The sequence below is a fragment of the Burkholderia arboris genome, assembly GCF_038723655.1.
In the GTDB taxonomy this organism is placed as follows: Bacteria; Pseudomonadota; Gammaproteobacteria; order Burkholderiales; family Burkholderiaceae; genus Burkholderia; species Burkholderia arboris.
The window spans coordinates 1,464,870-1,476,836 of record NZ_CP109821.1; the positions used below are offsets into that span (position 1 = coordinate 1,464,870).

General features: G+C 70.3%; 10 protein-coding genes. 7 read left to right on the forward strand and 3 right to left on the reverse strand.

Annotated elements, in window-relative coordinates; all coding sequences use genetic code 11:
• The first annotated feature begins 103 nt into the window (after positions 1-103).
• Both OHZ10_RS06925 and OHZ10_RS06930 read left to right on the forward strand, forming a co-directional pair.
• Entirely contained in the window at positions 104-859 is a 756-nt protein-coding gene (locus OHZ10_RS06925) for a hypothetical protein (protein ID WP_174992096.1), read from the forward strand.
• A gap of 56 nt (positions 860-915) precedes the next feature.
• Entirely contained in the window at positions 916-1,740 is an 825-nt protein-coding gene (locus OHZ10_RS06930; RefSeq protein ID WP_059234887.1) for a hypothetical protein, read from the forward strand.
• A 42-nt stretch (positions 1,741-1,782) separates the two neighbouring features.
• On the opposite strand, the gene OHZ10_RS06935 is transcribed toward OHZ10_RS06930, so the two are convergent.
• Positions 1,783-2,712: a phosphatidate cytidylyltransferase gene (locus OHZ10_RS06935; protein ID WP_059234885.1), complete on the reverse strand. Its 930-nt coding sequence runs from the start codon at positions 2,710-2,712 to the stop codon at positions 1,783-1,785.
• A gap of 41 nt (positions 2,713-2,753) precedes the next feature.
• A complete protein-coding gene (locus OHZ10_RS06940) occupies positions 2,754-3,386 on the reverse strand; it encodes a lysophospholipid acyltransferase family protein (RefSeq protein ID WP_174992097.1) in 633 nt (210 codons plus the stop codon).
• Positions 3,387-3,843: 457 nt separating this feature from the next.
• On the opposite strand from OHZ10_RS06940, the gene OHZ10_RS06945 reads away from it, so the two are divergent.
• Genes OHZ10_RS06945 through OHZ10_RS06960 form a run of 4 tightly spaced genes read left to right on the forward strand, consistent with a single transcriptional unit; the run spans position 3,844 to position 8,127 of the window.
• A complete protein-coding gene (locus OHZ10_RS06945; RefSeq protein ID WP_059234883.1) occupies positions 3,844-4,449 on the forward strand; it encodes a CDP-alcohol phosphatidyltransferase family protein in 606 nt (201 codons plus the stop codon).
• A gap of 59 nt (positions 4,450-4,508) precedes the next feature.
• Entirely contained in the window at positions 4,509-6,278 is a 1,770-nt protein-coding gene (locus OHZ10_RS06950; protein ID WP_342704040.1) for a bifunctional alpha/beta hydrolase/class I SAM-dependent methyltransferase, read from the forward strand.
• A complete protein-coding gene (locus OHZ10_RS06955) occupies positions 6,275-7,675 on the forward strand; it encodes a phosphatase PAP2/dual specificity phosphatase family protein (protein WP_342704041.1) in 1,401 nt (466 codons plus the stop codon). Before OHZ10_RS06950 ends, OHZ10_RS06955 begins: the two co-directional genes overlap by 4 nt.
• Complete coding sequence (locus tag OHZ10_RS06960; protein ID WP_174992100.1) at positions 7,675-8,127, forward strand: hypothetical protein; 453 nt, start codon at positions 7,675-7,677, stop codon at positions 8,125-8,127. The genes OHZ10_RS06955 and OHZ10_RS06960 overlap by 1 nt, the downstream gene beginning before the upstream one ends.
• Positions 8,128-8,143: 16 nt before the next feature.
• On the opposite strand, the gene OHZ10_RS06965 is transcribed toward OHZ10_RS06960, so the two are convergent.
• On the reverse strand, positions 8,144-9,166 hold the full coding sequence (locus tag OHZ10_RS06965) for a sensor domain-containing diguanylate cyclase (protein ID WP_407045092.1): 1,023 nt from the start codon (positions 9,164-9,166) through the stop codon (positions 8,144-8,146).
• 464 nt (positions 9,167-9,630) lie between these two features.
• Here OHZ10_RS06965 and bcsB point away from each other — a divergent pair, with 464 nt between their 5' ends.
• A complete protein-coding gene (gene bcsB / locus OHZ10_RS06970; protein ID WP_342704044.1) occupies positions 9,631-11,964 on the forward strand; it encodes a cellulose biosynthesis cyclic di-GMP-binding regulatory protein BcsB in 2,334 nt (777 codons plus the stop codon).
• The last annotated feature ends 3 nt before the right edge of the window (positions 11,965-11,967 follow it).

Sequence of the window (11,967 nt, forward strand, 5' to 3'; positions counted from 1 at the left end):
TGTGTCCATGTCGGGCCGGCGATTCGACGCTTGCGGTGCCGCGCCGTGCGTGTACGCTACGGCCTCGCGGACCGATTCCCGCGTGCATCGAACGGAGCCTGGAGTGAAGAACGAGATCGTAACGCCGGCCGGCGCGAATGGCGAGGGCATGCGTCGCGGCCGGTGTGCGGCACTCGCCGTGGGCGCCGGGCTGGCGTGCGCGGGCGTGCTGGCCGCGCAATCGGCGGCCGCTGCGCCGCCGGCGTCGTGCAACGCGCAATTGACGGCGCTGATCGTACCGGCGCTGCGGCAGACCGCGATGGCGCGGCACGACATCCATGCCGACGTGGACGAGCGCAACGGCCATCTCTACCGCATCCGGCTGTTCACGGTGCCCGACCACCCGGGCACGCCCAATCGCGAAGCGACGATCGGCTGGGTGACGCTCGATACGCAGGCGATGCGCGCACTCGACATCACACGCGATCCCGACCGGCCGGACGTGCTGAAGATCGACCGGCGCGCGCTGTCGCGTGCCGTGTCGGCGTGCGATGCGCCGGCTGCGCCGGTGCGCGGTGCCGTCGATTGCGACGCGCTGAACCGCCGCGCACAGGGGCAGGGTGATTTCGTGACAGGTAGCGACGCCGGGCGTGTCGTCACCGGCAAGGGGCGCCTGCCGTTCTTTTCCGCGCCGGACGACGCATGCCGGATCGACGGGCTGTTCATCGTCGAGCACGACCACGTCGATGCGCGGACCGAATATGGCCGTTTCACGTCGATTGTCTACCTGAATCCGCGCACGCGCGGCATGGCCGAGGGATGGGTGTCAACCGCGCGGCTGAAGCCGGACGGCACCGGCATCGCGCCACGGCAACCGTGATCGGGCGCGCCCGCAACCATTCACCGCCCATCCTTCCGACCAGAACGAACCTCGTCATGACAGTCCCGCACCGGAACACACGTCTCAAGCCGCTCGCGGCTTCGCTTGCTGCACTGGGTGCACTCGCGGTACTGACGGCGCTCTCCGCGCTGTCGCCCGTTTATGCCGTCGAGCCGGCCCAGCCCGACCATCAACTGAAGACCTTCATCCACGACACTTACGGCAACTGGCGTGCGGACCGCAAGGGTTGGCAGGCGGACGGCGACGATTTCATCTACGCGCCGTGCGGCTCGCTGCGCGTCGCGACCGCGGACGGCGCGCGCACGCTGCTCGCGGTGTGCGGCGAAACCGAAGCGGCCGTGCAGAACGGAACGCCGGGCATGGATGCGGACGCGTCGACCGGCACGATCGACCTGTACGTGCTGAAGCCGACGGCCGACGGCAAGACGCTCGAGCCGGTCGTGAAGAAAACGGAGATCGCGTCGGGCACGCGCGGCGAGCCGGGCACGGTGCGCATCGAGCGGCTCGGGCCGCACGTGTTCGGGTTCGTCATCGGCGAACGCGACATGCGGCAAGGCTATACGCAAAGCTTCCGCTCGATCTGGCTGCCGTACGGCAACGCGCTGGTGCAGGCGGCGGCGCGCATCGACGAGGCGCTCGACAACGCGGAGTCGACCGAATGTGCGAACGCGCACGCTCGCTGCGAGGAGCGCCGCTTCGAGATCGTGCCGGACCTGACCGGCACCGGCGACGTCTATCCGCTGACGGTCAGCGAAACGGGCACGCGCGGCGACAAGGCCATCCGCGCACGCCATACGGTGACGTTCGACGCGGCACGCGGCCGCTACGTCGTGCCGAAGGCATTGCGCGACGGCTACTGAGCCGTCGCGCGCGGGAACGGGCGGCGTGGCGCCGCCCGTGCATCACACGTACAGGTAGCGGACGAGGTGGAAGAACACCGGCGCGGCGAAGCAGATCGAGTCGACGCGATCGAGCATCCCGCCGTGGCCCGCGATCATCGAGCCCCAGTCCTTCGTGCCGAGCGAGCGCTTGACGGCCGACAGCACGAGCCCGCCGACGAAGCCCGCGATCACGATCGCGAGCGAGATGCCGAAGGCCGCGCCGAAGCTGAACGGCGTCACGCGATACAGCGACGCGCCGCACAGCGTGGCCAGCAAACCGCCGCCGACGAAGCCTTCGATCGTCTTCGACGGCGACAGCTGCGGCGCGATCTTGCGGCGCCCGAACAGCTTGCCGACCACATATTGCAGCACGTCGCTGATCTGCACGACGAACAGGAAGAAGAACAGCAGCAGCGCGTTCTGCCCCGCGTAGCGCGGAATATCGAGGATCAGCACGGCCGGCGCATGGCTCAGGCCGTACACGCACACCATCAGCGCCCAGTTGATCTTCGCGTTGCGGCTCAGGAATTCGCGCGTGTCCTGCGTGAGCGCCGAGACGAGCGACATCGCGAAGAACAGGTGCACGGGCACGAAGATCGAATACATCCCGTACCAGTTGATCCCGAGCAGCAGGTACTGCACGGGGATCGCGACGAAGAACGCGATGAAGAGCGTCGTATGGTCGCTCGCGGTCGTCGGCGTGAGCGTGATGAATTCGCGCAGCGTCAGGTACGACAGCAGCGCGAACACGAGATACGTGACGTTGTTGCCGAGGCCGATCGCGATGGCCATGATCGCGATCATCGCCCACCACGCGCGGATGCGCTGGTTCAGGTTGACGATGGTCGAGCTCTGGCCGCCGCTGCGCGCGCCGAGGATCGCGCCGATCACGGTCGCGACGACGAGCACGCCCGTGACGCCCGCGACCAGTTCCCAGAAGATGGTTCGCATTGTTGTTGGTATCCGGAAAAAGGGAGAAAAGGGCGGCGCGTTCAGCCGGCGGGCCGCTGCGGCGGCGCGAGCGCGACGACCGCGTCGCGCATGCGGGCGAGGAAGGTCGGCTTCTCTTCCTGGTCGCCGAGCGCGTCGTTCGCCCCGAAATGCACCTTGCAGATCAGCGGCACGGGCCAGATCGCGCCCTTCGGCATGATGCGCTGCAGGTTCTCGAGGTAGACGGGCGCGAGCGCGACGTCCGGGAATTCGGTCGCGAGATGGAACAGCCCGCTCTTGAACGGCTGCGGCAGCACCTCGGCGCCGCGCGTGCCTTCCGGGAAGATGATGATCGAATGGCCCTGCCGCAGCGCGTCGCGCACGGGGTCGAGCGGGTCGCCGCCGGATTCGCGGTGGCGGTCGATCAGCACGACGTTCAGCAGCTTCTGCGCGATGTGCCGCTTCATGTCGCTGCTGTCCCAGTAGTCGCGCGCGGCGACCGGCCGCACGACCGCGCGCACGTTGCGCGGCAGCGCGGCGAGGATCGCGAGCGTGTCGATGTGGCTCGTGTGATTCGAGAAATAGATTTTCTGCGTCGGGGACGGCGGCGCCTGATGCCAGACCGGATACGCGCCGGCGACGAGTCGCACGATGGACAGCAGGAAGTCGCGCTGCCAGACATTGAGGATGTTCATCGGCGCAGTGCCTCCTGCCTGCATGCCCGGCCCGCTGCGCAAGCGCGGCGGGCGGAACCCCGGAATGCCGGCGCGGCAGGATGCGCGCCGGACGGCTCTTGTTTAAATTTTTTCAAATTCGTGGCTGCCTGTCGCAGGTCCGCGATAATCGGACGATTCGCCGTCGCACGCTGTTGCGTCGCGGCGAATGCGCCGGTCGGCGGCGTGATAATCGGCTGTTGCACGAGTGCCCGTCTGCAGTTCGAATGGATCTCACCGCGATCGGGCCAGCGGATTATCGCGAGTTTCGCTGAAAAACGCCAGATTCGCGCCGCGCGGGCGTGCCGGGCCGCAGGCTTGACGCATCGGGGCCGCTCGGCGACGATTAGGGCCGTCCAATGAAGGCTGACGAAGGCCGTTTCGCCGCCCGGGGCAGGGCGGCGGGAAACGTATCCGACTGTGCCGCGCAAATAAAACGATGAGCCTCTACGCACTCAAACCCAAATTCCAGAACCGTCTGCGCCCGTTCGCGAATTCGCTCGCCGAACGCGGCGTCACGGCCAACCAGGTCACGCTGTTCGCGGCCGGCGGCTCGATCGTCGTGGGCGCGCTCGCCGGCCTGGGCGTGTTCGCCCGTGCGCTGTTCCTGCTGATTCCGCTGTGGCTGTTCGCGCGGATGGCGCTCAACGCGATCGACGGGATGCTCGCGCGCGAGCACGGGCAGAAGAGCACGCTCGGCGCGTACCTGAACGAGCTCGGCGACATCGTGTCCGACGTCGCGCTCGTGCTGCCGTTCCTCGCCATGTCCGCGTTCGCTCCGGCGGACGTCTGGCTGTTCGCGCTGACGGCGGTGATCGTCGAATGCGCGGGGCTGATCGGCCCGCTCGTCGGCGCGACGCGCCGCTACGACGGCCCGTTCGGCAAGAGTGACCGGGCGCTGGCCCTCGGCGCGTTCGCGCTGTGGATCGGCCTCGGATTCCCGGTCGGCAGCGTCGCCGCGTGGCTGTGGCGGCTGCTGATCGTGCTGTCGATCGTGACGGCGGTGCGGCGCGTACGGGCCGGGATCGCCGAAGCGGGCGGCTGATGGCCCGGGCGCCGGAGGGCGGCGCCACACAATTCGAATAACGAAACGAGAGAAATCGCATGAGCGCACGCACGGCACGTGAGGCCGACTTCATCACGCACGACGGCGAAACGCTGTTCTATCGGCACTGGCCCGCAACGGCACCGCATTGCCGCGGCGCCATCGTGCTGCTGCATCGCGGCCACGAACATTCGGCGCGCGTCGCGCACCTCGTCGACGAGCTCGACCTGCCGGATTTTGCATTTTTCGCGTGGGACGCGCGCGGTCACGGCCGCTCGCCGGGCGCGCGCGGCTACAGCCCGAGCGCGGCCGCGTCGGTGCGCGACCTGCAGACCTTCGTCGAACATATCCGCGACACGCACGGCATCGCGATCGAGGACATGGCGGTCGTCGGCCAGAGCGTCGGCGCGGTGCTCGCGGCCACCTGGGCGCACGACTATGCGCCGCCGATCCGCGCGCTCGTCGTCGCGTCGCCGGCATTCCACATCAAGCTTTACGTGCCGTTCGCGCGGCCGGGGCTGCGGCTGATGCACAAGCTGCGCGGGCTGTTCTACGTGAACAGCTACGTGAAGCCGAAATTCCTCACGCACGATCCCGAGCGGATCGCGAGCTATGCGTCCGATCCGCTGATCACGCGGCCGATCGCGGTCAACATGCTGCTCGACCTGCACGACACCGCGCAGCGGATCGTCGCCGACGCGGCCGCGATCACCGTGCCGACGCAGTTGCTGATCTCGGGCGCCGACTGGGTCGTGCGTCGCGGCCCGCAGGATCGTTTCTTCGAACGGCTCGGCGCGGCGCGCAAGGAGCGCATCGTACTGCCGGGCTTCTATCACGACACGCTCGGCGAACGCGACCGCGCACAGGCGCTCGCGCCGCTGCGCGCGTTCGTGCTGCGCGAGTTCGACGCGCCGAGCCCGCGCGTGTCGCTCGCCGATGCCGACCGGCGCGGCGCGTTCCACGACGAATACGCGGCGCTCGGCCGGCCGCCCGCGAACGTATTCGCGCGGGCGTACTGGGCGCTCACGCGCGCCGGCCTGAAGGCCGGCGGCGCGCTGTCGGACGGCATCGCGCTCGGGCTGCGGCTCGGCTTCGATTCGGGCTCGACGCTCGACTACGTGTACCGCAACCGTGCGCAGGGGCGGCTCGGCGTCGGCGCGCTGATCGACCGCACGTATCTCGATTCGCCGGGCTGGATCGGCATCCGCCAGCGCAAGGTGCATCTGCAGGAACTGATCGGCACGGCGATCGGCCGCCTGCGCGGGCACGGCTCGCCGGTGCGGATCGTCGACATCGCGGCCGGTCACGGGCGCTATGTGCTCGACGCGATCGCGTCGGCCGCCGAGCGCGACGGCGCGGCGCCCGACGACATCACGCTGCGCGACTACAGCCCGCCGAACGTCGAGGCCGGGCGCGTGCTGATCGCGCAGCGCGGCCTCGAGCCGATCGCGCGCTTCGAGCGCGGCGACGCATTCGACGAGACAGCGCTCGCGACGCTCGAGCCGCGCCCGACACTCGCGATCGTGTCGGGCCTGTACGAACTGTTCGGCGAGAACGCGCTGATCGAGCGCTCGTTGCGCGGGCTCGCGCAGGCCGTGCCGCCGGGCGGCTATCTCGTCTATACCGGGCAGCCGTGGCATCCGCAGCTCGAATTCATTGCGCGCGCGCTGAACAACCACCGCGGCGAGGCGACCTGGGTGATGCGCCGCCGTTCGCAGGCCGAGATGGACGAGCTCGTCGCGCGTGCAGGCTTCCGCAAGCTCGAGCAGCGGATCGACGAGATGGGCATCTTCACGGTCAGCCTCGCGCAGCGGGTCGACGCGTCATGAGCGCGTTCGGCGGCGGCGCGGGCGGCCTTGCCGAACCGGCGGCCGGCGCGCGCGACGCGTCGTTCGCACTGCGCTTCGGCTGGCTCGCGGCGATGGGCGCGGTGTTCTTCTCGACGTACGGCTTCGCGAACTGGCTCGCCGCGCGCCGCGCGGCAGTGCCGACGTTCGCGTTCGGCTGGGAGCATGCGATCCCGTTCGTGCCGTGGACCATCGTGCCGTACTGGTCGATCGACCTGCTGTATGCGCTGTCGTTCTTCTTCTGGACGCGCCGCGCCGATCTGCTCGATCACGTGAAACGGCTGCTGACCGTGCAACTGGTGTCGGTCGCCTGCTTCATCGTGTGGCCGCTGCGTTTCGGGTTCGAGCGGCCCGACGCGGGCGGCGTGGCCGGCGCGCTGTTCACGCTGCTGATGGGCTTCGACAAGCCGTTCAACCAGGCGCCGTCGCTGCATATCGGCTTGCTCGTCGTGCTGTGGGCCGTCTACGCGAAGCACCTGCGCGGCACGTTTGCGCGCGCCGTGCTGCATCTGTGGTTCGCGGCGATCGGCGTATCGGTGCTGACGACCTACCAGCACCACGCGATCGACGTGCCGACCGGCGCGGCCGTCGGTTGTCTCGCACTGTTCCTGTTTCCGCTGCGCGATGCGGCGGGCCGCTTGCCGGGCGCCGACGCGTTGCCGGGCGCGGCTGGCCGCGCGCTCGCGCGGCGCTATGCGCTCGGCGCCGCACTGGTGGCGCTGGCGGCCCTGTGGTGCGTGCCGCGTGCGCCGGGCTGGGCGCTGGCGGCAGGGTGGATCGCGCTGGCGCTGACGTGCGTGGCATGGGTCTACCGGCGTGGCGCGCCCGGCGCATTCCAGAAGGATGCGCACGGCCGGTTGCCGGGCTTCGTTCGCTGGCTGCTCGCCCCGACGATTGCCGGTGCGTTCGTCAATTCGCGGCTGTGGACGTTCCGGCAGCCGGCGCCGGTGCGGATCGACGCACGCGTGTCGATCGGCCGTACGCCGACGACGCGCGACCTCCGGCGCCACGGTTTCACCGCGCTGGTCGACCTGACTGCCGAGATGCCGCGCTGGGCGGCGGCCGATGCGTCGCTCGCGTATGCGTCCGTGCCGCAGCTCGATCTGGTCGCGCCGACGCCGGCGCAGCTCGCGCAGGCCGTCGCGGCGCTCGAACGCCTGCACGGGGACGGGCGCGACGTGCTGGTCTGCTGCGCGCTCGGCTACGGGCGCAGCGTGCTGTGCGCGGCCGCGTGGCTCGCCGCGCGGCGCGGGCTGGGCGATGCGCGCGACGCGCTGGCGGCGGTGCGCGCGGTGCGGCCGCATGCGGTGTGGTCGGATGACGGCGTGGCCGTGCTGCAGGACTGGATCGATCGCCGTCGCGACATGGGACGGGCGTGATGCGCGATCCGTCCGCTCCGTTCAGGATTGCCGCCGCGCGCGGCGCGCTCGATGCGGGTGCATGGGCGATCGCGGCGGCGCTGGCCGCGGCGGGCGCGGGCTGGTGGATCGCGGCGGGCTGGGCGCCGGCGACGCTCGCCCGCGGGCTGCTGGCCGTCGTCAGCTCCGGGTCGGGGATTGCGGCGTTGTGGTACGCGGTGCGCATCGCGATCGACCGCCGGCTGTTCGCGGCGCTCGCGCGGGCGGCCGCGGGCGACGGGGCGCTCGACGACGGGCTCGAGGCGCTCGACCGCGCGCTCACCGATCTCGGCTGGATCGACGCGACGAAGGCCGGGCGCGCGCTCGACGCGCGCGTGCGCGGCGCGGTCGGACTGTGCCGCGCCGGCGTGCTCGTCGCGATCGTGCAGTGGCTCGTGGTCGGGATCGCGCTCGCGGTGCCGCTGACCGGCTAGCGTCGCCCGTCAGGCGTTACGCGTGCGCGGTGCGCTGCGACCGCGTCCGCTTGGCTTCGTACATCGCCTGATCGGCGTGCTCGATCAGCGCGTTCATGTCGGTGCCGTCTTCCGGCAGCATCGCGATTCCGACGCTGACGCCGAGCCGCAGCGCGTGCCCCTCGAATTCGAACGGTTCGCCGACCTGCCGCGCGAGCCGCGTGCTTTGCGCGTGCGCATCGTCGCGGGTGCCGATGTTCGGCAGGATCACCGCGAATTCGTCGCCGCCGACGCGCGCGACCGTGTCCGAGCGCCGTACCACCCCCTGCATCCGCGTGGCGATCTCGCGCAGCGCGGCGTCGCCCGCGCGGTGGCCGAACCCGTCGTTGATCGGCTTCAGTCCGTCCATGTCGATGTTGAGAATGCCGAGCCGGCCGTTTGCGCGCAGCGCCGTGTGCATCGACTGGCGCAGGCGGTCGTAGAACAGCGCGCGGTTAGGCAGGCCCGTGAGCGCATCGTGCGTCGCGCGCAGGTACAGCTCGTTCGCCTCGTTGCGCGCCGCGTGGAACATCGCGGCGGCAATCAGGTCGGCCATCAGCCGCAGCGTGCCGGCGTCGGCCTGCGAGAAGCCGTCGACGTTCGGCGACATCACCTTCAGCACGCCGACCGTCGTGTCGGCATGCGTGAGCGGCATCACGAGCATCGAGCGCAGGCCGACGCGGCGGCATGCGTCGCGATCGACGCGCGGGTCGATTTCCGAATCGACGCAGTGCAGCAATTCGCCTTGCTGCACGCACAGGCCCGACAGGCTGCCCGAGCGCCGCAACCGCAGCCCGAGCATCCCGGCAGCCGTGCCCGACGCGGCGCGGTACACCATGTCGTCGCCCTCGGCGAATTCGACCGCGGCGGCGCTCGCGCCGGTGAGCTGCGGCACCTGCTCGGCCACGTAGGCCATCACGCTGCCGAGGTCGAGACCGAGTTTCGCGATTTCGGTCTGCGTCGCGATGATGCGCAGCAGCGTGTCGGAGGAAGGGGGGGCGGGGTCGATGATTTGATTCAAGTCAGTTTTCCGTGAAAGAAAGCACGTCCGGCGTCGCGGGTTTGCGGTAGCATACGCGCCGCTCCGCGGCAGCGCGTTCCGGGCGGTCTGCAACGGACCGCCGCACCGCGCCGGCAGTATGCCGTTCGACCCGTCTGGCGACAACGGCGCAATTCTTACCATTCGTACCGCATGCGCAGCATTTCCGACCGGATTGAGGTTTTTTTCGCTTCGCCGTCGCGAAGCGGCGTTAGTTTTGTCCCATTTTTGAGATAGTGTGACGAATGCGCGTGCGCCAGTGCCAGGCGCGCGGAGCACGACGACGGCCATGAAAGGATTTGCCGCGTCGTTTCGATAAATGCATCAGGCCAGTTCGCCATATGAGGGGAAGCAGTGGGGATGTGCACTCACGGGCATAGCTGCTTAGCGCGCGTCGGTTCCGACACGCTTGATGACCGGATCAGCCAGACGAAACGGAGGGGCGCATGAAGCCGTCCGCGTCGCTGCTCGTCCTGTCGGTCGCCATGGTTGGCGCTTTCCACACGGCCGCGTTGTCGGCCGCGCCGATGCCGGCAGTGCCGGCCGTCGCGTCAGGCCCCGGTCCCGGTCAAGCGGCGCCACCTGCCGAGGCAGCCGCGCCGACGCTCGCGGCTGCGCCGCCGGCGGCCAGCGCGCCGGCCGCCGGCCTGCCGGCCACGACCGTGCGTCTGCCGTTCGCGTCGCTCGGCGCGTTCGATCCGCTGCGCCTGCGCGGCGCCGACGACGCCCGCACGATCAACGCCGGCGTGCGGCTCGACCGCGTGGTCACGGGCGCGCGGCTGCGCCTGACCTACGCGTATTCGCCGTCGCTGATATTCCCGATGTCGCACCTGAAGGTGTCGGTGAACGGCGAGGTGATCGCGACCGTCCCGTTCGACGCCGCGCGCGCGGGCCGCACGGTCACGCAAGAGATCCCGATCGATCCGCGCTACTTCTCGGATTTCAACCAGCTCGGCTTGCGCCTGATCGCCCATTACACGCTCGACCATTGCGAGGATCCGGCGAACTCGGCGCTGTGGGCCGACGTGAGCCCGACGAGCGAACTGATCCTCGACGAATCGCCGGTGCGCCTGCCGAACGATCTCGCGCTGCTGCCTGCGCCATTCTTCGACCGGCGCGACAACGGTCGCGTGCGGCTGCCGTTCGTGCTGCCGGCCACGCCCGATTCGGCGACGCTGCGCAGCGCGGGCGTGCTCGCGTCGTGGTTCGGCGCGCTGGCCGACTACCGGCATGCGCGCTTCCCGGTGTCGTCCGGGCTGCCGGCCGACGATCAGGCAGTGGTGGTCGGCACGGCCGCGACGCTGCCGGCCGGCCTCGCGCTGCCGTCGGTCAACGGCCCGCTGCTCGCGGTCGCCGACAACCCGGCCGCACCGGGGCGCAAGCTGCTGGTCGTCACGGGCCGCACGGCGGCCGAAGTCGACGACGCGGTGGCGGCACTCGTGCTCGGCCGCGCGGCGCTGTCGGGGCCGGCGGCCACGGTCGCGCACGTCGATCTCGGCGCGCCGCGCAAGCCGTACGACGCGCCGCGCTGGCTGCCGGTGAACCGGCCGATCACGTTCCGCGAGCTCGTGAACGATCCGCGTCAGCTGGAAGTGCGCGGCACGACGCCCGATGCGATCCGGCTGAACCTGCGCGTGCCGGCCGACCTTCACTCGTGGAACGGCGCGGGCGTGCCGATCACGCTGCGCTACCGCTACACGGCGCCGACCGTGCAGGACAACTCGACGCTCGCCGTCGAGATCAACGACCAGCTCGTGAAGTCGTACCGGCTCGGGCCGGCCCAGGCCGAGGACGCGCGCGGCCGCATGCAGCTGCCGCTGCTGTCGGTGCCGGAAGGGCGCGTGACGAGCGATGTCGACATTCCTGCGTTCCGCGTCGGCAGCGGCAACCAGCTGCAGTTCCACTTCACGCTCGATTCGCAGAAGACGGGCCTGTGTTCGAGCACGGCCACCGAGCCGCAGCGCGCGGCGATCGATCCCGATTCGACGATCGACTTCTCGCACTTCGTCCATTACGCGCAACTGCCGAACCTCGCGTTTTTCGCGAACAGCGGCTTCCCGTTCACGCGCTTCGCGGACCTGTCGCAGACAGCCGTCGTGCTGCCCGACCGGCCGTCGCCGCAGGAGCTCGAGGCCTACCTGACGATGCTCGGCCACATGGGCGAATGGACCGGCTTCCCGGCGCTGCGCGTGCAGGTCGCGCGCCCCGGCGACGTTGCCGCGTTGGCGGGCAGCAAGGACCTGCTCGTGATCGACGGCTCGCCTGCGTCGCCGCTGCTTGCGCACTGGCGCTCGGCGCTGCCGCTCGCGATCGGCGAGCAGGGCGGTGCGGGCGGCGGCGCGACGCGCGTCGCGTTCACGGTGAAGGAGCGCTGGCGCAACGGCGTCGGGCTTGCCGACGGCGGCGCGCATATCGAACAGAGCGGCCCGCTCGCGGCGCTCGCCGGTTTCGAGCTGCCGGGCAGCCGTGGCCGCAGCGTCGTCGCGCTGACGGCGACCGACCAGCCGCGCCTCGGCGATCTGCTCGACGTGTTCGAGAACGCCGGGCTCGTGTCGCAGCTGCAGGGCGACCTCGCAGTGGTGCGGCCGGGGCAGGTCGACAGCCTGCGGGTCGGCGAGCCGTACGTGGTCGGCTTCGTGCCGTGGTATGCGCGCGTATGGACGCATGCGGCGCGGCATCCGGTCGCGCTCGGCGCGGTTGGCGTCGTCGCGGGGCTGCTGCTCGCGCTCGGCGTGTTCAGCGTGCTGCAGAGAATCGCTGCGCGTCGACGGGGGATGTAACGG

Coding starts and splice junctions, on each gene's coding strand:
- OHZ10_RS06950 (WP_342704040.1), top strand. CDS start 4,509: ATGAGCGCACGCACGGCACGTGAGGCCGACTTCATCACGCACGACGGC.
- OHZ10_RS06935 (WP_059234885.1), bottom strand. CDS start 2,712: ATGCGAACCATCTTCTGGGAACTGGTCGCGGGCGTCACGGGCGTGCTC.
- OHZ10_RS06945 (WP_059234883.1), top strand. CDS start 3,844: ATGAGCCTCTACGCACTCAAACCCAAATTCCAGAACCGTCTGCGCCCG.
- OHZ10_RS06955 (WP_342704041.1), top strand. CDS start 6,275: ATGAGCGCGTTCGGCGGCGGCGCGGGCGGCCTTGCCGAACCGGCGGCC.
- OHZ10_RS06960 (WP_174992100.1), top strand. CDS start 7,675: ATGCGCGATCCGTCCGCTCCGTTCAGGATTGCCGCCGCGCGCGGCGCG.
- OHZ10_RS06940 (WP_174992097.1), bottom strand. CDS start 3,386: ATGAACATCCTCAATGTCTGGCAGCGCGACTTCCTGCTGTCCATCGTG.
- bcsB (WP_342704044.1), top strand. CDS start 9,631: ATGAAGCCGTCCGCGTCGCTGCTCGTCCTGTCGGTCGCCATGGTTGGC.
- OHZ10_RS06930 (WP_059234887.1), top strand. CDS start 916: ATGACAGTCCCGCACCGGAACACACGTCTCAAGCCGCTCGCGGCTTCG.